Annotated in this window: 20 protein-coding genes, 2 tRNA genes and 1 pseudogene; 12 read left to right on the forward strand and 11 right to left on the reverse strand. The window is 64.1% G+C overall.

Annotated features, from left to right (window positions below):
- Positions 1–12: 12 nt before the first annotated feature.
- From accD to YP76_RS06440, 5 genes are all read right to left on the reverse strand, one after another.
- Positions 13–864 (reverse strand): acetyl-CoA carboxylase, carboxyltransferase subunit beta, encoded by an 852-nt coding sequence (accD, locus tag YP76_RS06420; protein WP_046762787.1) that lies wholly within the window; start codon positions 862–864, stop codon positions 13–15.
- Positions 861–1,691 (reverse strand): tryptophan synthase subunit alpha, encoded by an 831-nt coding sequence (gene trpA / locus YP76_RS06425; protein ID WP_046762788.1) that lies wholly within the window; start codon positions 1,689–1,691, stop codon positions 861–863. The genes accD and trpA overlap by 4 nt, the downstream gene beginning before the upstream one ends.
- Positions 1,688–2,956 (reverse strand): tryptophan synthase subunit beta, encoded by a 1,269-nt coding sequence (gene trpB, locus YP76_RS06430; protein ID WP_046762789.1) that lies wholly within the window; start codon positions 2,954–2,956, stop codon positions 1,688–1,690. The genes trpA and trpB overlap by 4 nt, the downstream gene beginning before the upstream one ends.
- Positions 2,957–3,037: 81 nt before the next feature.
- Complete coding sequence (locus YP76_RS06435; protein WP_046762790.1) at positions 3,038–3,691, reverse strand: phosphoribosylanthranilate isomerase; 654 nt, start codon at positions 3,689–3,691, stop codon at positions 3,038–3,040.
- Between the two features lie 10 nt (positions 3,692–3,701).
- Positions 3,702–4,556, reverse strand: coding sequence for a lysophospholipid acyltransferase family protein (locus YP76_RS06440; RefSeq protein WP_046763251.1), 855 nt, complete (start codon positions 4,554–4,556; stop codon positions 3,702–3,704).
- 55 nt (positions 4,557–4,611) lie between these two features.
- On the opposite strand from YP76_RS06440, the pseudogene YP76_RS06445 reads away from it, so the two are divergent.
- Both YP76_RS06445 and YP76_RS06450 read left to right on the forward strand, forming a co-directional pair.
- Positions 4,612–5,720, forward strand: a pseudogene (locus tag YP76_RS06445) (glycosyltransferase).
- A 97-nt stretch (positions 5,721–5,817) separates the two neighbouring features.
- A complete protein-coding gene (locus tag YP76_RS06450; protein WP_046762791.1) occupies positions 5,818–6,309 on the forward strand; it encodes a hypothetical protein in 492 nt (163 codons plus the stop codon).
- 27 nt (positions 6,310–6,336) lie between these two features.
- Here the strand turns inward: YP76_RS06450 and YP76_RS06455 are convergent, their stop codons facing one another.
- Positions 6,337–6,684 (reverse strand): DUF952 domain-containing protein, encoded by a 348-nt coding sequence (locus YP76_RS06455; RefSeq protein WP_046762792.1) that lies wholly within the window; start codon positions 6,682–6,684, stop codon positions 6,337–6,339.
- Positions 6,681–9,377, reverse strand: a complete 2,697-nt coding sequence (gene gyrA, locus YP76_RS06460; protein ID WP_046762793.1) for a DNA gyrase subunit A — start codon at positions 9,375–9,377, stop codon at positions 6,681–6,683. Before gyrA ends, YP76_RS06455 begins: the two co-directional genes overlap by 4 nt.
- 275 nt (positions 9,378–9,652) lie before the next feature.
- On the opposite strand from gyrA, the gene YP76_RS06465 reads away from it, so the two are divergent.
- The gene (locus tag YP76_RS06465; protein ID WP_046762794.1) at positions 9,653–10,933 is read left to right on the forward strand and encodes a hypothetical protein; all 1,281 of its coding nucleotides are present in this window, start codon (positions 9,653–9,655) and stop codon (positions 10,931–10,933) included.
- Between the two features lie 106 nt (positions 10,934–11,039).
- Positions 11,040–12,311, forward strand: a complete 1,272-nt coding sequence (locus YP76_RS06470; RefSeq protein WP_046762795.1) for a tetratricopeptide repeat protein — start codon at positions 11,040–11,042, stop codon at positions 12,309–12,311.
- A gap of 161 nt (positions 12,312–12,472) precedes the next feature.
- On the opposite strand, the gene YP76_RS06475 is transcribed toward YP76_RS06470, so the two are convergent.
- The gene (locus tag YP76_RS06475) at positions 12,473–12,946 is read right to left on the reverse strand and encodes an Lrp/AsnC family transcriptional regulator (RefSeq protein WP_046762796.1); all 474 of its coding nucleotides are present in this window, start codon (positions 12,944–12,946) and stop codon (positions 12,473–12,475) included.
- A gap of 203 nt (positions 12,947–13,149) precedes the next feature.
- Here YP76_RS06475 and YP76_RS06480 point away from each other — a divergent pair, with 203 nt between their 5' ends.
- The 7 genes from YP76_RS06480 to YP76_RS06510 all read left to right on the forward strand — a co-directional run bounded on the left by YP76_RS06480 (position 13,150) and on the right by YP76_RS06510 (position 20,940).
- Entirely contained in the window at positions 13,150–14,862 is a 1,713-nt protein-coding gene (locus YP76_RS06480) for a sensor histidine kinase (RefSeq protein ID WP_046762797.1), read from the forward strand.
- 59 nt (positions 14,863–14,921) lie between these two features.
- Positions 14,922–15,959, forward strand: coding sequence for a polysaccharide deacetylase family protein (locus YP76_RS06485; protein ID WP_046762798.1), 1,038 nt, complete (start codon positions 14,922–14,924; stop codon positions 15,957–15,959).
- A gap of 59 nt (positions 15,960–16,018) precedes the next feature.
- Positions 16,019–16,094 (forward strand) — tRNA-Ile (locus YP76_RS06490).
- Positions 16,095–16,471: 377 nt separating this feature from the next.
- Entirely contained in the window at positions 16,472–17,752 is a 1,281-nt protein-coding gene (locus YP76_RS06495) for a CmpA/NrtA family ABC transporter substrate-binding protein (RefSeq protein ID WP_046762799.1), read from the forward strand.
- A 17-nt stretch (positions 17,753–17,769) separates the two neighbouring features.
- Positions 17,770–18,735, forward strand: coding sequence for a nitrate ABC transporter permease (gene ntrB / locus YP76_RS06500; RefSeq protein WP_232307468.1), 966 nt, complete (start codon positions 17,770–17,772; stop codon positions 18,733–18,735).
- A 51-nt stretch (positions 18,736–18,786) separates the two neighbouring features.
- Entirely contained in the window at positions 18,787–19,590 is an 804-nt protein-coding gene (locus tag YP76_RS06505) for an ABC transporter ATP-binding protein (RefSeq protein ID WP_046762801.1), read from the forward strand.
- Between the two features lie 78 nt (positions 19,591–19,668).
- Positions 19,669–20,940 (forward strand): alginate export family protein, encoded by a 1,272-nt coding sequence (locus YP76_RS06510; protein ID WP_046762802.1) that lies wholly within the window; start codon positions 19,669–19,671, stop codon positions 20,938–20,940.
- A gap of 90 nt (positions 20,941–21,030) precedes the next feature.
- Here YP76_RS06510 and YP76_RS06515 read toward each other — a convergent pair.
- The 3 genes from YP76_RS06515 to YP76_RS06525 form a co-directional block, all read right to left on the reverse strand.
- A tRNA-Pro gene (locus YP76_RS06515) sits at positions 21,031–21,107 on the reverse strand.
- A 136-nt stretch (positions 21,108–21,243) separates the two neighbouring features.
- Entirely contained in the window at positions 21,244–21,456 is a 213-nt protein-coding gene (locus YP76_RS06520; protein ID WP_046762803.1) for a hypothetical protein, read from the reverse strand.
- 156 nt (positions 21,457–21,612) lie between these two features.
- The gene (locus YP76_RS06525; RefSeq protein WP_046762804.1) at positions 21,613–22,986 is read right to left on the reverse strand and encodes a M28 family peptidase; all 1,374 of its coding nucleotides are present in this window, start codon (positions 22,984–22,986) and stop codon (positions 21,613–21,615) included.
- Positions 22,987–23,088: 102 nt separating this feature from the next.
- Between YP76_RS06525 and ettA the strand changes: the two genes are divergently transcribed.
- Positions 23,089–24,774 carry an energy-dependent translational throttle protein EttA gene (ettA, locus tag YP76_RS06530; protein ID WP_046762805.1) on the forward strand — a complete coding sequence of 562 codons (1,686 nt, stop codon included), beginning with the start codon at positions 23,089–23,091 and terminating at the stop codon, positions 24,772–24,774.
- The last annotated feature ends 251 nt before the right edge of the window (positions 24,775–25,025 follow it).

Genomic DNA, 25,025 nt, shown 5'->3' on the forward strand with positions numbered 1-25,025 from the left:
TTCCTGGCGAGTTTAGGCGGCGGCGCGCGGGGCGAGGTAGCCTATCACCCTCGCCAGCGTGTCGCGCAACTCGCTGCGGTGGACGACCATGTCGAGCATGCCATGCTCCAGCAGATATTCGGCGCGCTGGAAGCCGTCGGGCAGCTTTTCGCGGATCGTGCTTTCAATGACGCGCTGGCCGGCGAAACCGATCAGGGCGTTGGGTTCGGCGATCTGGATGTCGCCCAGCATCGCATAGCTCGCCGTGACGCCGCCGGTGGTAGGGTCGGTCAGGACCACGATATAGGGCAGGCCCGCCGCGTGCAGCTTCTGGATGGCCACGGTGGAACGGGGCATCTGCATGAGGGAGAGGATGCCCTCCTGCATGCGCGCGCCGCCCGCTGCGGTGAAGATCACATAGGGGCATTTATGGGCGATGGCTTCGTTGACGCCCTGGATGAAGGCGGCGCCGACGCCCATGCCCATGGAGCCGCCCATATAGGCGAAATTCTGCACGCCCATGACCAGCGGCACGTCATCGATCGCGCCGCGCGCGTTGATGAGGGCATCCTGATCGCCGGTCGAGGCGCGGGCGGCCTTGATGCGGTCGGGATAGCGCTTGGAGTCGCGGAATTTGAGCGGGTCTTCCTGCACATGCGGGGTCGGCAGCAGGATGAATCCGGCGTCGAGTATATGTTCGAAGCGTTCGGACGGGCCGATGCGGCCGTGATGGTCGCAGCGGGGGCAGACCGAGAGATTGTCTTCCCACTCCTTGATGAAGATCATCTCGGCGCAGGAGGGGCATTTGTGCCAGAGCGTCTCGACCGTGGTTTCCTTCTTGGCGATGAAGGGGATGGCTTTGCGGACGCGGTTGATCCAGCTCATGCTGCGGTCTCCCGGAAATGAGGGCTGTTGGCGTTGAGCGCGCCGCGCAGGGCGGCGACGAAATCCTTGACGAAGGGCGCGGCGGCGTCGCCGTGCGAGCCGATGATGTCGACTATGGCGGACCCTACGACCACGCCGTCGGCGACGCGGCCGATGGCGGCGGCCTGTTCGGCGGAGCGCACGCCGAAGCCGACCGCGATGGGCAGGTCGGTGGCGGCCTTGAGCCTGGCTACGGCCTGTTCGACGGCGGCCTGGGCGGCCTGTTGCTTGCCGGTGATGCCTGCGACGGCGACATGGTAGAGGAAGCCGCTGGCGCCGTTCAGCACGGCGGGCAGGCGGGCTGCGTCGGTGGTCGGGGTGGCGAGGCGGATCAGGTGGATGCCCGCTGCTCGCAGGGCCGGGCCGATTTCGGCATCTTCCTCTGGGGGCACGTCGACGCAGATCACGCCGTCGACGCCTGCGGCCTTGCACTGGTCGGCAAACCATTCGGAACCGCGCACCAGCATGGGGTTGGCGTAGCCCATCAGGACCAGCGGTGTGTCCGGGTGCTTGGTGCGGAAGGCGGTGGCGAGGGCGAAGATATCCTTCGTTTTCGTACCGGAACCGAGGCTGCGCAGGTTGGCGAGTTCGATCGCCGGGCCGTCGGCCATCGGATCGGTGAAGGGCATGCCCAGCTCGATGATGTCCGCGCCGCCCTCTACCAGTGCGTCGAGAATAAGCGGGGTATCGGCCACGGTCGGGTCGCCCGCCGTCACGAAGGTGACGAGGGCGGCGCGGCCTGCGCTCTTGCAGGCGGCGAAACGGGCGGAAAGGCGGTCAGTTGTCATATTTCCACACCCAGGGCGCTGGCGACGGTGAAGATGTCCTTGTCACCACGGCCGGAGAGATTGACGATGATGATCTGGTCCGCGTCGAGCGTGGGCGCGACCTTTTCCGCGCTGGCGACCGCATGGGCGGATTCGAGCGCGGGGATGATGCCTTCGAGCGCCGAGAGTTTCTGGAAGCTGGCCAGCGCCTCATCGTCGGTGATCGGCATATAGTCGACGCGGCCGATCTCGTGCAGCCAGCTATGCTCGGGGCCGATGCCGGGATAGTCGAGGCCAGCGGAGATGCTGTGCGCTTCGGTGATCTGGCCGTCCTCATCCTGAAGCAGATAGGTGCGGTTGCCGTGCAGGATGCCGGACTTGCCGCCCGCGAGGGAGGCGGCGTGCTTGCCAGCCAAACCTTCGCCCGCCGCTTCGACGCCGATCATCTTGACCTCGGCATCGTCGAGGAAGGGGTGGAACAGGCCGATGGCGTTGGAGCCGCCGCCGACCGGGGCGATCAGCATGTCGGGCAGGCGGCCTTCGATCTCCAGTATCTGCTCGCGCGCTTCCCGGCCGATGATCGACTGGAAATCACGGACCAGTTCCGGATAGGGATGCGGGCCCGCCGCGGTGCCGATGATGTAGAAAGTGTCGTGGACGTTCGACACCCAATGGCGCAGGGCGTCGTTCATCGCGTCCTTGAGCGTCTGGGAGCCGGAGACGACCGGGATCACCTCCGCACCCAGCAGCTTCATGCGGAAGACGTTGGGCTTCTGCCGCTCCACGTCCTTCGCGCCCATGAAGATCTTGCATTCCATGCCGAACAGGGCGGCGACGGTCGCGGTGGCGACGCCATGCTGGCCGGCGCCGGTTTCGGCGATCACCTTCTTCTTGCCCATGCGGCGGGCGAGCAGCGCCTGGCCGATGCAATTGTTGATCTTGTGTGCGCCGGTGTGGTTCAGTTCTTCGCGCTTCAGGTAGATTTTCGCGCCCCTTTTCTGACCATTTGGGCCCGGCGCGGCGTCGGCGCGCAGGGCTTCGGTCAGCCGCTCGGCATAGTAAAGCGGGTTGGGGCGGCCGACATAGGAGCGCAGCAATTCAGTGAATTCGGCGTCGAAGGCCGGGTCCTGGCGGGCTTCCTTATAGACCTTCTCCAGCTCCAGGATGAGCGGCATCAGGGTTTCGGCGACATAGCGGCCGCCGAACGGGCCGAAATGGCCGGAAGCGTCGGGTTGCGAGCGCAGGCTGTTGGCCAAGGTGGTAGGCGGCGTTATGCTATCGGTCATCGGATCAATCTCGTCAGGCAATATGGGTCACTTCTCAAGGGTAGGGAAGTGATCAACGCCATCGTGTGCTGCTGTGCTGCCTCATGAGGACGCCGCATTGCAGAAGGCCATGATCTTGTCCACACTCTTGATGCCCGGCGCGCTTTCGACGCCGGAGGAAACATCGACCAGCGGAGCGCCGGTGATGCGGATGGCCTCGGCCACATTGTCGATGCCAAGGCCGCCCGAGAGGCCCCAGGGCGTGGAAAGGGGTGCGCCGCGTAGCAGCGTCCAGTCGAAACGCAGGCCCATGCCGCCGGGAAGCGCCGCGCCTTCCGGGGTCTTGGCGTCGAAGAGGAGGAAGTCGGCGGCGCCATTATAGGCCTTGGCGGCGTCTATGTCGGCGCGGGTCTTGACGGAAATGGCTTTCCAGACCGGGATGGTGAAGCGCTGACGGATGGCGGCCGCGCGTTCGGGGCTTTCCTTGCCGTGCAGTTGGAGCGCGGTGAGGGCTTGGGTAGCCGAGAGTTCGGTCAGGATTTCATCGCTTGGATCGACGAGGACGGCGACACGCTCGATATGCGCAGGCACCGGCGCGGCGAGGGCGCGCAACTGGTCCGCTTCGACATGGCGCGGGCTTTTGGGGAAATGGACGAAGCCCAGATGCGTGGCGCCCCCGCGCATGGCGGCACCCACGGTGTCCGGCGTCGAAAGGCCGCAAATCTTGATGGCGAGTCGGGACGTCGATTGAAGCATGGCGGGCGCTTTAGGCGGTTGGCGCGCTGAGGTCCATGTCGTGGAGCGCCAGCCATTGGTCGGCATGATCGATGCAGGCCTTGCCGAGGAAGACGTCGATCTGATCCAGGATCTGATCGTCGGTCAATGCCGCAGGGTCGAGCGGCGGGTGCCAGTGGACGCGGAAGTGCGGCCCCTGGGTGCGAACCATGTAGAAGGGAAGGAACGTTGCGCCGACCTTGCGCGCGAGGCGGAGCGCGACGGAAAGATTGCCCGATGGCGGCAGATCGCGGCCGAAGCGGGGGAACCAGACCTGCCGGTCGCGGCGCTCGTCCAGCAGGATGTAGAGGGTGGCGCGGTCTTTGGTCGTGAGATGCTTGAGGATGCCTCGGGCGGCACCTTCGCCGGTGATCGCTTCGCCCATGTAGCTGGAGCGGGCGCGCTTGAGCATGGCGGCCTGATCCGGGTTTTCGGGCGGGTCGTAGATGCCGAGGCCGGGGCGATCGGTGGATGCCTTGATATGGGCGGCGAGCAGGTCCCAATTTCCCAGATGCACCGCCAGTGCGATCATCGGTCCAGGACCATCGAGAACTTGCCGATAGCCCTCCGCATCCTCCACCGTGACATGGCCGTTGTCGATCAGCCGGTCGATATTGGTCAGTTCCGCCATCGTGCGGCCGAGGTTGAGCCAGCGGCGGGTGAGCATCGCTTCTCGGGTGGGTTCGTCCAGATCGGGGCGGAGCAGGGCAAGATTGGCGCGGGCCCGCCGGTCGCGCAATTTCATGGTCTTGCGGGCGACATTCGCCGATAGCCAGCCGCCCAGCCATGAGGCGAGGGATGCGGGAAGGATGCGGAGCAGGGTGAAGAGAAAGGGGTTGGAGAGCATCGCGCCTGCCGTCATACAGCAGCGGGCGGGGCGGTAAAGGGCTTGGAAATTGGCGATGATCTGGTTGTGGCTGGTCCTTCAGGCGCTGACGTTGCTGGGGGTGCTGAATTATTGGCGGCATCTGCCGGTGGACCGGCAGGAGGAAGCACCCGAGGGCGTCGTCATGCTGTTGTCGGTGCGGGACGATTGGGACGGCGGGGCGGCGTTGATCGCCCGGATGAAGGCGCAGACGGCGCGATTCCGGCTGCTGATCGCAACCTCGGGCGAATGCGCGGCGGCAGAGGCTCTGGCCGCGCGCGAGGGGGAGTGGGCGCAGATCGTTCGTGCCGGGGTGGCCAGCGATGAAGGGCAGAAGGTCCATAAATTGCGGGCGGCGTTGCGGGCCTTGCGCGAAGGGGACCGCTATCTGGTGTTCGTGGACGCGGATATCGAGCCTCCGGCAAGGCTGGTTGGGCGATTGCTCTTTCCTCTGGTGCGAGGGAAGGCGGATATCGTGACCGGATATCGGTTGCTCCTGCCCGAGGCGAGCGCGATGGCCGCGCTGGTGGGGCGGTGGAGATGCAGCTTGCGACCCTGCCGCGGGCTGCGAGTGCGACGATGCCCTGGGGCGGTGCCATGGCGCTGACGCGGGAGGTGGCGGAGCGGCTGGATCTGGATGCGGCTCTGGCGGGGCGCTTGTCCGACGACATGGCGATGGGGCTGGCCGGATGGCGGGCGAAGCTGCGGTTGCGGCCCGTGCGGGACTTGCTGGTGGCTTCGCCGCTGGCGGGGCGCGGGGCGATGGCCTTCGGCGTGCGGCAGTATCGGCATATCCTGACCAACAGTGCGGGCATGTGGAAGGTGGCTTGTGTTGTGGTGGGGGTGCAGGCGCTCGGTTGGGTCTGGGCCCTGGGCTGGGGTGGCTGGGTCGCTGTGGCCGTGGGTTATGGTGCGGCCGTGGGGCGGGCGCTGGTGCGGTGGCGGATTATCGCGGGCGTTGTGGAGCCGGGGCAGGCGCGGGCAGCACGGCGGTCGCTATGGTGGGATGTGCTGGCGCCCTTTGCGGTATGCTGGGCGCATTGGGGGATGCAACTGGTGGCGGCTGGATCGCGGCGGATCAGGTGGGGTGGGTTTGATTATTGGGTGAGGGGCGGGAAGGTCGTGCGGATGATGAAGGTGGAATAGCGGATTTCGGCGGTTCGTCGTGCCAGAACGCCGGAGCGCTTGCATTCGCCCGGCATTTTTGTACGTGCGATGGCTCGACGCGACGCCGGGAGTAACCATGAACATTGTGCGCTTGTGGCGACGCATGCCGCCACTGGTCGAAGATCAGGTCGATCTGCTTCGAAAGGAAATCCGGAGCATTCTCGATCGCGAGGGATGGGCGGTGTCGGAGGAGACGAGCCGTGAATGCTTTCTCTTCATCCTGTGGTCCGTGCATATCGGGTTGATGAATATGCGTCCTGGCCTGACGCGAAGCGTGCTGTTCTGGCTGCACAAGCGCAAGATCAGGGCATTGGCCATCGCTGGGGACCGGCGTCTTTTTCCGCAATATGAGCGTCGTCTGATCGAGGCTTTGTACGTCGTCAAGAATGTCTATGTCGAGCGCACGGAGCAGGGATGGGCGCCGCCGCTGTCCCATCGATCCGCCCGGATGTTTCTCAACAATGCCGCGCCCGAAGCGCGGTCTGCGCCGGGCCGGTTGCTCGATGACGTTCTGTTGATCCTCCGGCGGCGCAGTTCGGCCTGTACCGCGACGCTTCTGGCTGGCTGACCGGCCTTTTTGCGGCGTCCTGTCGGGTCAGAAACCCGCGGGGAAGAGATGTTCGCCCTGTTCGTCCAGCCGCAGGACGACCTTGCCCGCCACAGCGCTGAGGGGGAGATCGCCATAAAGATGGGGGAAGAGGGCGCCGCCGCGTGACTCCTCCCATTTGATCGCGTCGCCGAAGGGGGCGAGGTCGACCATCACCATCACCAGATTGTCCTGTCCCGCGAAATGCCTGGCGGCGGTTTCAGCCGCCTGCTCGCGGGTCGACATGTGGATGTAGCCGTCGGCCAGATCGACGGGCGCGCCCTTGAACACGCCGTCGGTCTTGAGCTGGTCATACTGATCCTTGGTCAGGATCTTGTAGGCGAAGAGGTCGGTCACGCTTCCCCAATATCCAAACCAGCTTCCCCTGCCTCTTCGGCTTCGTCGCTTTCCTCGATCTTCGCGGCGCTGACGACATGTTCGTCGTCGGACACGTTGAACAGGCGCACGCCGGCCGAGCTGCGGCCGATGACGCGCAGGCTGTCGAGGCCCATGCGGATCAGTTTCGCCTGATCGGTGACGAGCATCAACTGGTCCGCCTGTGTCGCGGGGAAGCTGGCGACGACCGGGCCGTTGCGGCCGATATTGTCGATGTTCGTGATACCCTGACCACCGCGACCGGTGCGGCGATAGTCATAGGCCGAGGACAGCTTGCCATAGCCATTGGCGCAGACGGTGAGGATGAACTGCTCCTTCGCCTGTAGTTCGGCGAAGCGTTCCTCGCTCATCTGCGGCGAACCTTCCTTCTCCGCCTTCCATGGGGCGAAGCGGAGATAGTCGTCGCGTTCTTCCTGATCCCTGATGCCAGCACGGTGCAGGACGGAGAGCGAGATCACTTCATCATCGCCCTTGAGCGTCATGCCGCGCACGCCGGTCGAGGTGCGGCTCTGAAATTCGCGCACGTCGGTCGCCTGGAAGCGGATCGCCTTGCCTTGGCGGGTGGCGAGCAGGACGTCATCCTCTTCGGTCAGCAGCGCCACGCCGATCAGCCGGTCGGTGCTTTCATCGTCGAAGCGCATGGCGATCTTGCCGTTCGACGGGATGTTGGCGAAGGCGTCCATGCTGTTGCGGCGGACCGTGCCGTTCGCGGTCGCGAACATGACGTGCAGGTCCTTCCAGCTTTCCTCATCCTCCGGCAGCGGCAGGACGGTCTGAATCGTCTCGCCAGGGCTTAAGGGGAGCAGGTTCACCATCGGGCGGCCGCGCGTGGCCGGGCCGCCTTCGGGCAGGCGCCAGACCTTGAGGCGATAGACCTTGCCAGCGGTGGAGAAGAACAGGACCGGCGTGTGGGTGGAGGTCACGAACAGTTCGGTGACGGCGTCCTCATCCTTGGTCGCCATGCCGGAGCGGCCCTTGCCGCCGCGTGCCTGGGCGCGGAAGCTTTCGAGCGGGGTGCGCTTGATATAGCCCTGCACGGTGACGGTGACGACCATCTCCTCGCGCTCGATCAGGTCTTCGTCATCGATGCCGTCGGCGGCGGCGGTGATTTCCGACAGGCGCGGGGTGGCGAAGTCGCGTTCGATCGCCTCGAACTCCTCGCGCATCACCGCGTAGAGCTTCACGCGGTCGCCCAGGATGGCGAGATATTCGGCGATGGCGGCGGCGAGTTCCGCCAGTTCATTGCCGATTTCGTCGCGGCCCAGCGCGGTCAGGCGGTGCAGGCGCAGGTCGAGTATGGCGCGGACCTGCGTGTCGCTCAGGCGATAGGTGTCGCCGGACGCCTCGGTCTCGATGGCTTCGACCAGCTTCAAGTAAGGCGCGATCTCCGCCACCGGCCATTCGCGGGCGAGCAGGGTTTCGCGGGCTTCGGCCGGGCTGGCCGAGCCACGGATGATGCGGACGACTTCGTCGAGGTTGGTGACCGCGATGACGAGGCCCAGCAAGATATGCGCGCGGTCGCGGGCCTTGTTGAGCTCATATTTGGTGCGGCGGGTGATGACCTCTTCGCGGAAGCGGACGAACGCCTCGATGATGTCGCGGATGTTGAGCAGTTCCGGGCGGCCGCCGCGAATGGCGAGCATGTTGGCCGGGAAGCTCGACTGGGCGGGGGTATTGCGCCAGAGCTGGTTCAGGACGACTTCGGGGGTGGCGTCGCGCTTCAGGTCCATGACGATGCGCACGCCTTCGCGGCTCGATTCGTCGCGGATGTCGCTGATGCCCTCGATCCGCTTGTCCTTGGCGGCTTCGGCGATCTTTTCGACCAGGCCGTTCTTGCCGACCTGATAGGGGATGGCGGTCAGGACGATGGAGCGGCGGTCGCCGCGTCCTTCCTCGATCTCGTGGCGCGAGCGCATCATGATCGAGCCGCGGCCGGTATGATAGGCGCTGCGCGCACCGGACTGGCCGAGGATCAGCGGGGCGGTCGGGAAATCGGGACCGGGGACGATCTGGATCAGCTCGTCAATGGTGATGCCCGTATTGTCGATATAGGCGAGGCAGGCGCGGATCACTTCGCCCAGATTGTGCGGCGGGATGTTGGTCGCCATGCCGACCGCGATGCCGCCCGCGCCGTTGACCAGCAGGTTGGGGAAGCGCGCGGGCAGGACCTGCGGCTCGCTTTCCGAGGCGTCGTAATTGGGCTGGAAGTCGACGGTGTCCTTGTCGAGATCGTCCAGCAGCGCGTTCGTGACCTTGGCGAGGCGCGCTTCGGTGTAGCGCATGGCGGCCGGCGGATCGGGGTCCATGGAACCGAAGTTCCCCTGGCCGTCGATCAGCGGCACGCGCATCGACCAGTCCTGGGTCATGCGCGCCAATGCGTCATAGATCGCGCTGTCGCCATGGGGGTGATATTTACCGATCACGTCACCGACGATGCGCGCCGATTTGCGATAGGGCTTGTTGTGGGTGAAGCCCGATTCATGGGCCGAGAAGAGAATGCGGCGGTGCACCGGCTTCAACCCGTCGCGCACGTCCGGCAGGGCGCGGGCGACGATGACCGACATGGCATAGTCGAGATAGCTCGCCTTCATCTCGTCGACGATGGAGATGGGGCTGATGTCCGAGGGGTCGGCGAGGGCAGTCTCGTCGGTCAAATCGATTCTCTTTTTTGGTGAGTGTATGTTGTCGACCATGCACTAGCGGAGCGAAACAATATTGTCACCCCTCGCGCGCACGCGCGCACGCGACGAAAACGAACGGTATGGGCCATGAAGCGCATGATCGGTGCGCCAGATTGTTTCGTGTGATCCGTTCCTTGGGGCTGACAGGCGGTCAACTGGTGCATATAGGCTGTTCAAACGTTATTCACGCGCCGCCCCCTAATCGGCGTTACACAAGGGCCGCCTGTCCCCAGGGCGCAGAGGAGAAGATGAACATGCGTTTTGTTACACCCGTGGCGCTCGCGCTGACTCTCGCGCTGGCCGGCGGCGCCGTTTCGGCTCCGGCCTTCGCGGCCAAGAAGGAAGAGAAGAAGGGCAGCGCGCCCAAGCTGAACGTGTCGCCCGACGTGGTGAAGGCGCTCCAGACCGCGCAGCAGGCTGCCGAGAAGCAGGATTTCGCAGGCGCCAAGGCGGCGCTGGCGGATGCCGACAGCAAGGCGAAGTCGAATGACGACAAATATCAGATCGGCGCGATCAAGCTGAACACCTCCATCACCAGCAAGGATGCGGCGATGCAGAGCGAGGCGCTGACCCAGATGCTGGACAGCGGCCTGACCCCGCCGGAACAGGCCGGCCAGTTCAACGCCGTGGCCGCCGACCAGGCGTTGCAGGCGAAGAATTACGATCTGGCGATTACGCGCGCCAAGGCGGCGGCCGCCGCCGGTTACAAGGCCGAGGCGGTGAATGTGACGTTGGCCCAGGCCTATTTCGGCAAGGCGGGCACGGCCAATCCCTCCGTCGAACCGCAGCGCAGCCTGAACCAGCAGGGGCTGGCCGCGCTGAAGGCCGCGGCGGACGCGACCAAGGCGGCGGGTGGACAGGTGCCGGCGCAATGGTATCAGATCGGCGTCAGCCGCGCCGCGACCGCCAAGCTGCCGGAAGTCACCGAATGGGCGAAGCAGGCCTATCAGGCGGCCCCCAATGGCGAAAACCTCCGGACGCTGGTCCGCCTGTTCCAGCAGGCCAATCCGAACATCTCCAACCGTGAAAATCTGGATGTGCTGCGCCTGATGGCGACCTCCGGCGGGTTGGTGCTGGCGCAGGATTATCTGGAATATGCCGAAATGGCGTCGAAGACCGGCATTTACGGCGAAGTGAAGTCCGCGATCGACGCGGGCCGCAGCAAAGGCGTGCTGAACGCCAGCCAGGGCGGCGACCTGTATCAGCCGGCCGTGGCGAAGATCGCGGGCGACAAGGGCTCGCTGGGTTCGGCGGAGGCTGACGCCAAGAAGGCCGCCAATGGCAAGATCGCGGCGGCGACGGCGGATGCCTATCTGGGCTATGGCGACTATGCCAAGGCGTCGGCGATGTTCGAACTCGCCAAGCAGAAGGGTGGTGTCGATGCCGATGAGATCAACACCCGCATGGGCATCGCCAAGGCGCTGGGTGGCGACAATGTATCGGCCAAGGCGGCGTTCCAGTCGGTGCAGGCCGGTTCGCGCAAGCAGATCGCCGACCTGTGGCTTGCCTATCTCGCCACCAAGGCCTGATTTTTCAGTTGGTTATGGCGCGCCGTCCATGGGGATGGCGCGCCTTTTCCTGTTTTGAACATGATGACGCGCCGGTCCGCACCGGTCGACAAGGGGGATGGCTGACATGGCCATGATGCGACATTCAATTTTGACCTGTGGCCTATTGGCGGGGGCGGCGCTGTTCGCTGCGACGCCGGCCTTTGCCAAGAAACCGGTCGCGGTGGGGCCGGCGATCGAGATGTCGGACGGTTTCCGCGCGGCGACGCAGGCGGCGGACAGTGCGATCAAGGCGGGTAATGTCGCGGCCGCGCAGTCGCAGATCTCCGGGCTGATGCCGGTCAGCGATTTCGAAAATTATGTGGCGGCCGGGCTCCGGTTCGAGCTGGCGGTGCTGAAGGTCGACCGGCAGGCGCAGCGGGTGGCGCTGAACGACATGTTCAAGACCGCCTCCGTGCCCAAGACGGACATGCCGCGTCTGCGCTATGTCGCGGGCTATCTGTCCTTCATCGTCGGCAATTATGACGACGCCAATGCCCAGCTCGATTACGCCAAGACGCTGGGTTACGACCCGATGGATGCGACCATGTTGCGCGCGGACATCGCACTGCGAAGGAACAAGGCGAAGGAGGCGCGCAGCTTCGTACAGGAGGCGCTGGCTCGGCAGCGGGCGGCGGGACAGCCGGTCCCGGCGGCCTGGTATGACCGGGCGATCTCCATGGCTTATCAGGCGGGGGACTGGAGCGAGGTCGGTGCGCTCTATCGCGAACGTTTGGGCCATTATGATTCGGCCGGAGAATGGCGGACGGCGCTCGCCAATTACCTGACGGCGCCGGGCATGGACGCCCAGGTGCAGCTCGACCTCTATCGCTTGCAGGCGGCCAATGGCGCCATGGCGAGCGAGCGCGATTACCAGGCCTATGCGCAATTGGCGGACAAGACGGGATATAGCGCCGAGACCAAGGCGATCATCGTGGCCGGACGCTCGGCGGGCAAGCTCACCCCGACACAGGCGGTCACGGCGGGTCTCATGAAGACCGCGACGCCCAAGGCGGTCAAGGAGATCGCTGGCCTGCCGGCTGCGGCGAAGAAGGCGGCATCGGCCAAGGATGGCTCTGCCGCGATGACGGTGGGGGATATCTATGTCTCGCTGGGGCAATATCCGCAGGCGGTCGAGCAATATCGGCTGGCTTTGGCCAAGGGCGGGGTCGACACGGCCAAGGGCAATGCGCGTCTGGGCGTGGCGCTGGCGCGTTCGGGCGATCTGGCCGGAGCCAAAGCGGCGCTGGGCCAGGTGACGACGGGCAACTGGGCGAATGTCGCGGGTTTCTGGTCGGTCTGGGTCGATCAGCAGAGCCGGAAGACGGCGTTCAAGCCGATTGCCGTGCCAGCGAGCTGAAGGCAAGGCATGCCAATGGTCCTGGAGGGCCTTGGGCGATTTTTCGTCACGTCAGCGAAAGCCGGTATCTCAGGAGATGACATGCGATCCTGAGGCTCCGGCCTCCGTTGGCGTGATTGATCGCACGCCAACGTTCGACTGATCCAGCCTTGGCGTCATTTTCAGACCGGAAGCGGCACGCCCGGCAGGCTTTTTGACGTGCGGATCGTCAGGGATGTCTTCACGCTCACCACATTGGGCGCGGGGGTCAGTTTCGATGTCAGGAATTGCTGGAAGCTCTGAAGATCCTTCGCCACGACCTTCAGGATGAAGTCGATTTCGCCGTTCAGCATGTAGCATTCCCGGACTTCGGGCAGGGTGGCGATATGATCCTCGAACGCCTTGAGGTCGGCTTCGGCCTGGCTTTTCAGGCTGACCATGGCGAAGACCGTGATGGTATATCCCAGCATCGAGGGGTTCACGACGGCGTGATAGGAATTGATGGCGCCGCTTTCCTCCAACGCGCGGACACGACGCAGGCAGGGAGGAGCGGTCAGCCCCACCTTTCGGGCCAACTCCACATTGGTCATCCTGCCGTCGCCCTGCAATTCACCCAGGATCTGGAGGTCGATATCGTCGATATTAGGGCCGGCCATTATTCCGCTTATTTCCTTGCCTGTTAATATGGCGTTACCATAATAATATTTCAGGACAATGCAATTGTCCCACTATGCGACGTTCAGATAAGAACCCGTTCGCGCCCCTTCCCCTTTGGGCCGGGAAGCATTATCCCTGTGTAACGATCCCTTCGGCGAATGGTTTTTCAGCGCTGCGCCGGGGGCCAATATGGGGAATATGGGTGCGCTTCAACGATCTCATGCAGACGGTTCTCGCCGCGGAAAGCAGGAGCGGCCTTGGCGCCGTGACGCTGTGGCGGCAATGCGTGGATCTGCTGGCGCAAAATGACCGTCATGGCCGGGAAATCATGTCCCCGGCCGAGCGGACGGCGCTGCTGGAGCGCATGACCGCGCTGCTGCCGAAACTGTCGGAAACGCAGCGCATCGCGACGGTGGTGGAACTGGGCGGGCGGCTGCGGTCGCCTACGCTGGTCGAATTCTTCGCGAGCGACCGGCCGGCCATTGCGGCGGCGGCCATGTCCCGCGCAAAACTGCCGGACGAGGCATGGGTGGAGATGCTGCCGCGACTGACCCCGACGGCGCGCGGGGTGCTGCGCGCGCGGCGCGATCTGGGCGCGGCGACGCTTCAGGGGCTGGAGGCCTTTGGCGCGACCGACCTGGTGCTGACCAGCGCGGTCGAGGTGGAGCAGCAGGAGGATATGCTGCTGACGGAGGCGATGATCGCGCCTTCGCCCATCGCAGCGGAGGAAGCGCGGGCGAGCGTCCAGACAGAGGAAGCGGGAGAGGATCAGAGCCAGATTCGCAATCTGGTCGACCGGATCGCACGTTTCACCAGTGCGCGCCGGGCCGGAGAACCGACCGAGGCGCCGCGGCGCGAGGAAGCCGTGGGACCGCGCGCCTTCGCTTTCGAAACGGATGCGGCCGGTACGATCATATGGGTGGATCAAGGGCCGCGCGCGGCGCTGATCGGGCTGGCCCTCAACGAAACGGCGCTGGAGGGCGGCAGCGGGCCGGATGGCCATGTCGCGGGCGCCTTCATGCGGCGCAGCGGATTCCAGAACGGCCGATACATGATCGTCGGCGGCACCATGGCGGGCGAATGGCGTTTGTCGGCCACGCCCTTTTTCGATCCGCGTTCGGGCCGTTTCCAGGGCTATCGCGGGCAGGCGCGGCGGCCCTATCTACATGAAGTGGCAGCCGAGCCGAAAGTGGAGCCGGTGTCGATTGCCGGCCTTTCTGCCGACTCGATCCGGCAACTGGTGCATGAACTGCGCACGCCGTTGAACGCGATATTGGGTTTTGCCGAGATCATCGAGCAGGAGCTTTTCGGTCCCGCCGGCGAAGCCTATCGCGACATGGCGGGCAAGATCGCCGTGGACGCACGGCATTTGCTGTCGGCCTTCGACGATCTCGATCTGGCGGCGCGCGTGTCGCGCGGCGAGGGGACGTCAGCACCGCGGGCCGTCGATCCGGCGCTGCTGGTGACGCAGGTCTCGACGCGCTTCCGCGAACAGGGGGATGGCGCGCAGATCGACATCGCCATGGCACGCGGCCTGCCGATGGTCCGGATCGACCCGGTGCAGGGCGAGCGCATGGTCCAGCATCTGCTGCGCACCGTCATTTCGGTGTCGCCGGCCGGTGAGGCGCTGACCGGGACGTGCTGGTATCAGCCCGACGGGGGCGACGGACGGGTCGTGCTGGCGATCGACAGGCCGTCCAGCCTGGCGGGGATGGAGGAGGAGCGGCTGCTCGATCCGGGCTATATGCCGGATGGAAACTGGGCGGATGGCCCTTTGCTGGGACTGGGTTTTTCCCTGCGGCTGATCCGAAGCCTGGCTGCGGGATGCGGCGGGGCGCTTGAGATCGAGCCGGGGCGGTTCCTGCTTGCCGTGCCTGCCATGGCCGAAACCGGTGATGCAGTGGGCAGCGCCTGATGCCCGGACGGGCCGGATCGGGAAACCCGATGGCAACCATTGCCGCTTAGGAAAGCGGGATGGACAGGCTTTTCCATGACGGCAATCTGCTTCGCGCGCCTGCTGCGGAAGACAGGATCGCGCTCGATCCGGCGTTCGGCACGCGTTTCATGCTGTTCGTGGATACCGAGGAGGAATTCGACTGGGACGCGCCGTTCAGCCGGACCCGGCATGGCGTGACGGCGATTGACGGCATGGCGCGGGGGCAGGCCTATTTTGCGGCGGCGGGCGTGAAGCCGGTCTATGTGACCGATTATCCGGTGGTCGACAGCGATGCCGCGGTGGACATGATGGGGCGCTGGCTGGCTGATGGGACCGCGGATATTGGTGCGCACCTCCATCCCTGGGTCAATCCGCCGCATGTCGAGGACGTGACGGCGGCGAACAGCTATGTCGGTTTCTTGCCCGAAGCGGTGGAACGGGCGAAGCTGGAAGTCCTGTGCCAACGCATTGCCGATCGGTTCGGGCAGCGGCCCATGGCCTATCGGGCGGGGCGCTATGGCGTCGGGCCGAACAGCGCACGGCTGCTGGAAGAGGCGGGGTTCCGGCTCGACAGTTCGGTGCGCAGCCGGTTCGACTATAGCGCGCAGCATGGGCCTGATTTCCAGGGACTGCCGCAGCATCCTTATTGGACGGGGCCGAACCGGGCGCTGGTGGAATTGCCGCTGTCGACGGCCTTTGTCGGCCTTTTGCGCGGGGGTGGAGAGCGCCTCTATCGCGCGGCGCAGGGCATGGGGCCGATGGCAGGCGCGCTGGCGCGGGCACGGATGTTGAGCCGGGTGCCATTGACGCCGGAAGGCATTCCCGCGCGGGAGGCAGTCCAGGCGATCGACGCGCTGATCGAGGAGGGGGTGCGGGTGCTGAACTTCAGCTTCCATTCGCCGACATTGACGCCGGGGCATACGCCCTATGTGCGGGATGAAGGCGACAGGACGGCCTTTTATCGCTGGTGGGACGTGGTGCTCGACCATCTGGCGCGGCGAAATATATCGGCGGCAACGCTGGATCAGCTATTGAGCGCGGTGCCGATGCGCAGACGGGCTTGCCAAGCGGCCTGATGCTGCCTATCCGGGCGCATGTTGATGGAGCGTGATTGCCTGGAAATCGCTTCACGGTGGGGCCTGTAGCTCAATGGTTAGAGCTGGCCGCTCATAACGGCTAGGTTGCGGGTTCGAGTCCTGCCGGGCCCACCAAATTCCCTTAAGCGCCGGATGCGTGAATCGTTGAGCAGTTGCAATTTGTGCAACGCAAAAATTTTGCTTGCGCATGGAATGATTCGATGACAGCTTGCATTGCATCGAAGCAGGGGCGCTTCGAAACATAGGTCGAACTTACCGATGACGGTGGAGTTCGGTCCCGGTCCTCAAGGGGATCGATAAGGCAATGACGCCGCCCGGACAGGTCTGACGACCTTCGTCCAGGCGGCTTTTTTATTTGGTTTTCCGCTGGCGGCCGGGAGGTCGCCGGGCGGCTCTCAGCATCGACTTTCGAACGTCGGACATGCGTTTCCGGCGATGGCTGGCTGCGCGCCTGGCGCAGCGGGATGATGGACAGGGAAGGATTTTGGGGAATGGCAGAGGGGGATAATCCGGACGGCGTCAGCCGGCGTGGACTGCTCAAGACGTCGGGTACGGCGGCGCTGTTTGCTGCGGCGCACCAGGCGTTCCCGTCGGGTGCATTCGCGGCGGGAACCGGGCCGGAAGTGACCGGGGCCAAATTGGGCTTCATCGCGCTGACCGATGCGGCGCCGCTGATCATCGCCAAGGAACTGGGCTTTTTCGCCAAATATGGCATGCCCGATGTGCAGGTGGCGAAGCAGGCGAGTTGGGGCGCGACACGCGACAATCTGGTGCTGGGCAGCGCAGGTGGCGGTATCGACGGCGCGCATATCCTGACGCCCATGCCCTATCTGCTGACGCTGGGCACAATCGGCAAGGCGACGCCGATGAGCATTTTGGCCCGCCTCAATGTCAACGGCCAGGGCATTTCGGTGTCCAAGGAATATCTGGGGGCGAAGGCCGACCTCAGTTCCGCGAAGATGAAGGGCGTGATCGCGCAGCGCAAGGGCGCGGGCAAGAAGATCACCATGGCCATGACCTTCCCCGGCGGCACGCATGACCTGTGGATCCGCTACTGGCTGGCGTCGGGCGGGATCGATCCGGACAAGGATGTCGAACTGATCACCATTCCGCCGCCGCAGATGGTCGCGAACATGAAGGCCGATACCATGGATGCCTTCTGCGTGGGTGAACCGTGGAACGACCAGTTGGTCGCGCAGCAGCTTGGCTATACCGCCGTTTCGACCGGCCAGATGTGGATGAACCACCCCGAAAAGAGCTTTGCGATGCGCTCCGACTGGGTGGCGAAATATCCCAAGGCGGCGCTGGCGATCACAGCCGCGGTGCTGGAAGCGCAGCGCTGGGCGGACAATCCGAACAATATCACGCGTCTGGCCGGTGCCATTTCGGGCCGCGATTATCTGAAGTGCCCGATCACCGACATTGCCGATCGTTTGCAGGGCAATTTCACCATGGGCGACGGCCGGAAATATCCGAACGCGCCGTTCAAGATGAAGTTCTGGAACGGCTATGCCAGCTTCCCGTACAAGAGCCATGACCTGTGGTTCCTGACCGAGAACCAGCGCTGGGGCAAGCTGCCCATGTCGCTCGACACCAAGGGTGTGATCGCCAAGGTCAACCGGTCCGACATCTGGCGCAAGGCCGCCGCGATGCTGGGCGGCAAGGGGCCGGCCAGCGACAGTCGCGGCGTCGAGAAATTCTTCGACGGCAAGAGCTTCGACCCCGCCAATCCCAAGGCCTATCTGGCCAGCCTGGCGATCAAGCGGGCCTGATGAGGAAGGAGAGCAGCATGGCGTCGTCATCGCCCAGCAAGACCAGCGGACCCTCGGCTTCTGCCGGTGGCACCCCTTCGTCCACCACCGAATTGGGGGTTATCGTGCCCTATCCTGAAGAGGCCATCGCCCGCCGCAGCTTCGAACCGGTTGCCGCGCCGGAGCATCCGCTGGTCCGGGGTGCGCGGTCCGTGGCGGCGAGCGTGCTGCCGACCATGGTGATGATCGCGGTGCTGCTGGCCTTCTGGCAATTGCTCTGCGGATCGCCGAGCGCGACTTTCCCCAGCCCGCTCGCGGTCTGGGAGCAAAGCCATGACGTCATCATCCATCCGTTCAAGGGCGTGGATATCGGCCTGACCCATTTCAGCATCCAGGATGGCGGCGATGTCGGCATTGCCGGGCATGTGCTGACCAGCCTCAGTCGCGTGTTGATCGGCTATAGCATCGCGGCGGTGATCGGCGTGGCGCTGGGCATATTGATCGGCCAGAGCGTCTTTGCCTTCCGCGCGCTCGATCCGCTGTTCCAGGTGTTGCGCACCGTGCCGCCGCTGGCCTGGCTGCCGATCAGCCTGGCGATTTTCCAGCAGGCGCAACCATCGGCGATCTTCCTGATTTTCATCACTGCGATCTGGCCGGTCATATTGAACACGGCGGCGGGTGTGCAGACCATTCCAGCGGCCTATCGCAATGTCGCCAAGGTGCTGGCGCTCAATCCGGTCGAATATTTCACACGCATCATGCTGCCCGCCACCGTGCCGCACATGTTCACCGGGCTTCGCATCGGCGTCGGCATGAGCTGGCTCGCCATCGTCGCCGCCGAAATGGTGCAGGGCGGCACCGGCGTCGGCTTCTTCATCTGGGACAGCTACAACAGTTCGCTGCTGACCGACACGATCGTCGCGCTGATCTGGATCGGCATGGTCGGTTTCACCCTGGATCGCATCGTTTCCTTCGCGGGCCGCATCATCGGCCGCGCCGGATAGTTTTTAGTGGACGCATTTTCCGAGAGAAAATGCTCATGGGGAGACAGCGTCATGAAACAGCGCAGCTATCTCGCGCTTGAGGGCATCACCGTCGAATTTCCGACCAAGGCCGGGCGTTTCTGCGCGCTCGACGGGATCGATCTGGAGGTTGAGAAGGGCCAGTTCGTGGCGCTGATCGGCCATTCGGGCTGCGGCAAGTCGACGCTGCTCAATGCCGTGGCGGGGCTGGTCAAGCCGACGCGGGGCGCGATCTTCCTCGATGGGCAGGTCGTGGATGCGCCGGGGCCGGACCGGGCGGTGGTCTTCCAGGACCATTCGTTGCTGCCCTGGCTGACGGTGGAGGAAAATGTGCGCCTCGCGGTCGACAAGACGGCGGGCGGCAAGAACAAGGCCGAACGCAAGGATTGGGTCATGCACAATCTGGAACTGGTCCAGATGGCCCATGCCGCGTCCAAACGTCCGGGCGAACTGTCCGGCGGCATGAAGCAGCGTGTCGGCATCGCCCGCGCCATCGCGATGAACCCGCGCGTCTTGCTGATGGACGAGCCCTTCGGTGCGCTCGACGCGCTGACGCGGGCGGCATTGCAGGACGTGGTCATGGATTTGCAGGCGCGGCTCAACAACACCGTGCTGATGATCACCCATGATGTGGATGAGGCCGTGCTGCTGGCCGACCGGGTGGTGATGATGACCAACGGCCCGGCGGCACGGATCGGAGAGGATCGGGCCGTATCGCTGGCGCGGCCGCGCAACCGGTTGGAGGCGATCGATACGGCTGAATATGCCGAGGCGCGGTCGGCCGTGATCCATTTCCTGCACGAGCGTTACCGCAATCCGGCGACGCTCGCCGCCTGAACATCAAGACGATCCAGTTTGGAGAGGATGCTCTGGAAAGGCCCAAAACAGCCATCGGGAGCAAATGAAGGGGGATTTATGAAGAAGGTTTCTTTCCTGTTGTCGGCGTCGGCCTTGTCCGCAATCGCGGTGCCGGCACTGGCGCAGGATGTGGTGTTCAAACCGGTCGTCGAGGCGCGGCTACGTTATGAAACGGTCGATCAGGCCGGTCCGGCGCCGCTCACCAGCAGCCGCGACGCCAATGCGGTGACGATGCGGTTGCGTGCAGGCGGTGAGATTTCCAAGGGGCCGTTCGCTTTCCTGGCCGAAGGCGAAGGCACGCTGGCGATCGACGAGGATTATAATAGCGGCGTCAATGGGAAGACGCTCTATCCGATCGTCGCCGATCCGGAAAATGTCGAGCTGAACCGTTTGCAGCTTCAGTACCGCACCAAGCCGCTGATCGTGACGGTCGGCCGCCAGCGGATCAATCTGGACGACCAGCGTTTCGTCGGTTCGGTCGCCTGGCGGCAGAATGAGCAGACCTTCGATGCGGTGCGCGTCGAATATATGGGCGTCAAGAATCTGAAGGTCGACGTGACCTATGCGATTTCCGCCCGGACCATCTGGGGCATTGACGGCGGCAAGTTCGGCTCGGCCAACCGGCCGACGCAGATCGATGGCGACGATGTGTTCGCCAATGTCTCCTACAAGACCAAGCTGGGCACGCTGACCGGTTTTGCCTATCTGGTCGACGAGGATGAGGCGGTCGTCGCGCTGCGCCGGAACAGCAGTCAGACCTATGGTGCGCGTTTCGTGGGCGCCCTGCCGTTCACGAAGAAGGTGAAGCTCAGCTACCTCGCCAGCTATGCCCGGCAGAGCGACTATGCGACCAATCCGGTGCATTATTCGGCCGACTATGTCGCGGCAGAACTGGGGCTGGACGTCGCCGCGTTCAAGCTGACGGGCGGCTATGAACTGCTGGGGTCCGACGCGGGGGCCACCGGGATTGCGGGCGGCTTCGCCTTCCAGACGCCTTTTGCGACGCTGCACAAGTTCAATGGCTGGGCGGACAAGTTCCTGGCCACGCCGGGCACCGGTATCCAGGACTATTATGCCGGGATCGGCTATACCGTGCCGAAGATCGGGAAGGCGGGGCCGCTGGTGGCGTCCTTCACCTTCCACCATTTCAGCAGCGACCGGCTGTCGATCCATTATGGCGACGAATATAATGCGCAGGTCACGATGAAGCTGAACAAGCATCTGAGCGCGCTGATCAAATATGCCGATTATGAGCGCAAGGGGATCGCCAGCTTCACCGGTGATGCCGATACGAAGAAATTCTGGGCGCAGATCGATTACGCCCTCTGATATGTGACGGCGGCCAAGGCCGCGCGCTACAGCAATGCCATCGCTGCCGGAAGGAGCCGGCGGCGGTGGCATTTCGCTTTTTCAGGATGGTGGTCGGGGAGACAGGATTCGAACCTGCGACATCCTGCTCCCAAAGCAGGCGCGCTACCAGACTGCGCTACTCCCCGGCGCTTGCGGGCCTTAGCGGTGAAGCATGTCCCCCGTCAATCAGGGTTTTGCGCGACATGCATCGGCTTTGACCAAATAAAAAGGGCGGACCGTCCCAGACGATCCGCCCTTTCGAAAATCTCGCTGAAGCGAAGATTACTTGGCGTTGGCGGCGTTGCCAGCAACGTTTGCAGCATTCGCGGCGTTGTCAGCAGCGTTCGCGGCGTTGTCGGCAGCGTTAGCAGCGTTTTCGACAACGTTCTCGACAACAGCGTTCGAAGCGTTCGCGGTCTCGTTGGCCGGCTTCTCACCGCAAGCGGCGAGGGCCAGCAGGCCGGCCGAAGCGAAAACAACAGCGATCTTCTTCATTGTGTACGGCTCCCATAGCATTTTGCCGCGTCAGACACGTTAAATTCGTGACCTACGCGAGCGACCCGCATTAACGTGTGCGCTGCACAAATCAATGCTTTTCTGCGTCGGTGAAGCGACAGAATCACGCGACAAGCAGTTGTCTACAATAAAAGTTCAGTTAACGCCTAGCGATTCCGGCGCATTTGCGATTTCGAAAAGTGCGACCGCCCAGGCCGCAACATTCTGTTGCAGTTGCGCCGGATCGATCTTGTCCAGCGTATCGTCGGGCGTGTGATGAATGTCGAAATAGCGCGTGCCGTCCTGCTGGAGATCGACCACGGGGACACCCGCCTTCACCAGCGGTTCGATGTCGGAACCTCCTCCCGCGGGCAGGCGGCTGGCGCCGATGCCGAGCGGCGCAAGGCCCGCGATGATGCGGCGGGCCAGGGCGTCGTGGTTCTGCGGAAGCTTGAAATCGACGCGCCACACACGATCGGCGCCGAAGTCCGATTCCATCGCCATGGCGTGAGGCTCCCTACCATGGGCGTCATAATAGGCACGGCCGCCATTGCCGCCGACTTCTTCCGCGCCGGCCATCAATATGAGGATGGTACGGCGGAGCGGCCCGCCCTTGGCCGCCTGGAGCGCGGCGGCCGCGACGATGCCGCAACCCGCGCCGTCGTCGATCGCTCCGGTGCCCTGATCCCAACTGTCGAGGTGGCAGGCGGCGACGACGACGCCTGCCTTGGGGTCGCCGCCCGGGATTTCGGCGACGACATTGCCCGACGGCTGGTCCTTCAGCATCTTGGAGGTGAGCGTCAGGTGCAGCCGGACCGGCTGGCCGCGCGCGACCATGCGGGCAAGCTGTTCGGCATCGGGCACGCTGAGCGCGGCAGCGGGAATGGGCTTCACGCCATCGGCCCACATCTGCACGCCCGTATGCGGCTGGCGATGATTGTCGGTGCCGATGGAGCGGATCAGGATGGCGATGGCGCCTTTTTTGGAAGCGATGCTCGGTCCCTGACGGCGGGTGGCGCCGAACGTGCCGTAGGAACTGCCGTCCTGGGTCGCGTGCATAGCGTGGCTGACGAAGACGATCTTGCCCTTGAGGCTGGCTTCGGGGGCGGCTTCAAGGTCGGCCAGTGTCGGGAAATAGACGACTTCGCCGTCAATGCCCTTTTCCGGGGTGGAAGCGCTGTTGCCGAGCGCGGCGAGGACCAGATTTTGCGGAAAGGGTGAAATCACGCGGGCTTCATCACGGCCGCGTAGCCAGACGGGCATGGTGTAGGGTTCGACGCGGACATTGGAGAAGCCGAGGCTCTTGAGCTTCGCCACGGCCCAGTCGCGGGCGCGCGCCTCCTGCGGGGTGCCGGCGGGGCGGGGACCGACTTCGGTGGTGAGGCCCTCGGTGAAATCCATCGCGACCGTGTCCGCCAAGGCGGTTACGCGAATCGTCTCGACGCTGGACGGCGCGGCCAGGAGGGAGGAGGGGGTGGAGATGCTGCCGAGGAGAAGGGCGGCGAGCGTGCCCGATCGGATTTTCTGCATGGATGAAGGCTTAGCGGGCCATCCCCCATTTGCCAACGCGTTCCGCCTCCGCTAACCCGGCGCCAATTTCCAACGATTGTCCTTTCGGAGCTGCTTCAAGCCATGTCCGCCTCGTCCCAATACGCCTTCGTCATGAAGAGCATGACCAAGAGCTTTCCCGGCGCCCCCAAGCCGGTGCTCAACCAGATCAACCTGCAATTCTATCGCGGGGCGAAGATCGGCATCGTCGGCCCCAACGGCGCGGGCAAGTCGACCCTGATGAAGATCATGGCCGGCATCGACACGGATTATAGCGGTGAGGCCTGGCCGGGCGAGAATATCTCGGTCGGCTATCTGCCGCAGGAGCCCCAACTCGACCCGAGCAAGACGGTGCTGGAAAACGTCAAGGACGGCGCGCGGGAAATCGCCGACAAGCTGGACCGCTTCAACGAGATCAGCATGATTATGGCCGATCCGCCCGAAGACGTCGATTTCGACGCGCTCATGGAGGAAATGGGCACGTTGCAGGAGCAGATCGACGCCGTGGACGGCTGGACGCTCGACAACCAGCTTGAGATCGCGATGGAAGCGTTGCGCTGCCCGCCTTCGGACTGGCCGGTCGACAGCCTTTCGGGCGGTGAAAAGCGCCGCATCGCGCTCACTCGCCTGCTGATCCAGAAGCCGGACATCCTGCTGCTCGACGAACCGACCAACCATCTGGATGCCGAGAGCGTCGAGTGGCTGGAAAATCACCTGAAGGAATATGCGGGCGCGGTGCTGATGATCACCCACGACCGCTACTTCCTCGACAATGTGGTCGGCTGGATCCTGGAACTCGATCGCGGGAAATATTTCCCCTATGAGGGCAACTACTCCACCTATCTGGAGAAGAAGGCCAAGCGCCTGGAGCAGGAAGACCGCGAGGCGACCGGCCGCCAGAAGGCGATCAACGACGAGCTGGAATGGATCAGGGCCGGGACCAAGGGCCGCCAGACCAAGTCCAAGGCGCGTATCAAGAAGTTCGAGGAACTGGTCGCCAGCCAGGAGAACCGCACGCCGGGCAAGGCGCAGATCGTCATCCAGGTGCCTGAGCGCCTGGGCGGCAAGGTGATCGAGGCGAAGAATATCAGCAAGGCCTATGGCGACAAGCTGCTGTTCGAGAACCTCTCCTTCATGCTGCCGCCGGGCGGCATTGTCGGCGTGATCGGGCCGAACGGCGCGGGCAAGTCGACCCTGTTCAAGCTGATCACCGGTCAGGAGCAGCCCGATTCGGGTGAGATCGATATCGGCTCGACGGTGCGGCTGGGCTATGTCGACCAGAGTCGCGATCATCTCGATGCCTCGAAGAATGTCTGGGAGGAAGTGTCCGACGGCCTCGACTATGTGAAGGTCAACGGCCACGACATGTCGACCCGTGCCTATGTTGGGGCCTTCAACTTCAAGGGGCAGGACCAGCAGAAGAATGTCGGCAAGCTGTCGGGTGGTGAGCGCAACCGCGTGCACATCGCCAAGATGCTGAAGAAGGGCGGCAATGTGCTGCTGCTCGACGAACCGACCAACGACCTTGACGTCGAAACGCTGGCGGCGCTGGAAGAAGCCATCGAGAATTTCGCGGGCTGCGCCGTGGTGATCAGCCACGACCGCTTCTTCCTCGACCGTCTGGCGACTCACATCCTGGCGTTCGAGGGTGACAGCCATGTCGAATGGTTCGAGGGCAATTTCGAAATGTATGAGGAAGACAAGCGTCGCCGTCTGGGCGATGCGGCGGACCGTCCTACGCGGTTGGCATATAAGAAATTGACCCGCTGATTTGCATGGTGCGATGCGGAGACAAGGAACGGCTTGCAATGGTTGCAATCCTTGCTCCACATTTCGCACTTGCAAAATAATATATTGCGATGCACATAGAGAAGGCCTTTCAGGCATCCTCTCCTAAAACTTTCAGGCCGGTCCCTATGGGATCGGCCTTTTTTTGCGCCATGGGAGGGGGTGGAATGTTTTGGTCAGGTGCAGACATTCCGCCCCCTCCCACCGGGAGAGGGAGGGAGCCGTGCACAGCA

Source organism: Sphingobium chungbukense, assembly GCF_001005725.1.
Taxonomy (GTDB): Bacteria; Pseudomonadota; Alphaproteobacteria; order Sphingomonadales; family Sphingomonadaceae; genus Sphingobium; species Sphingobium chungbukense.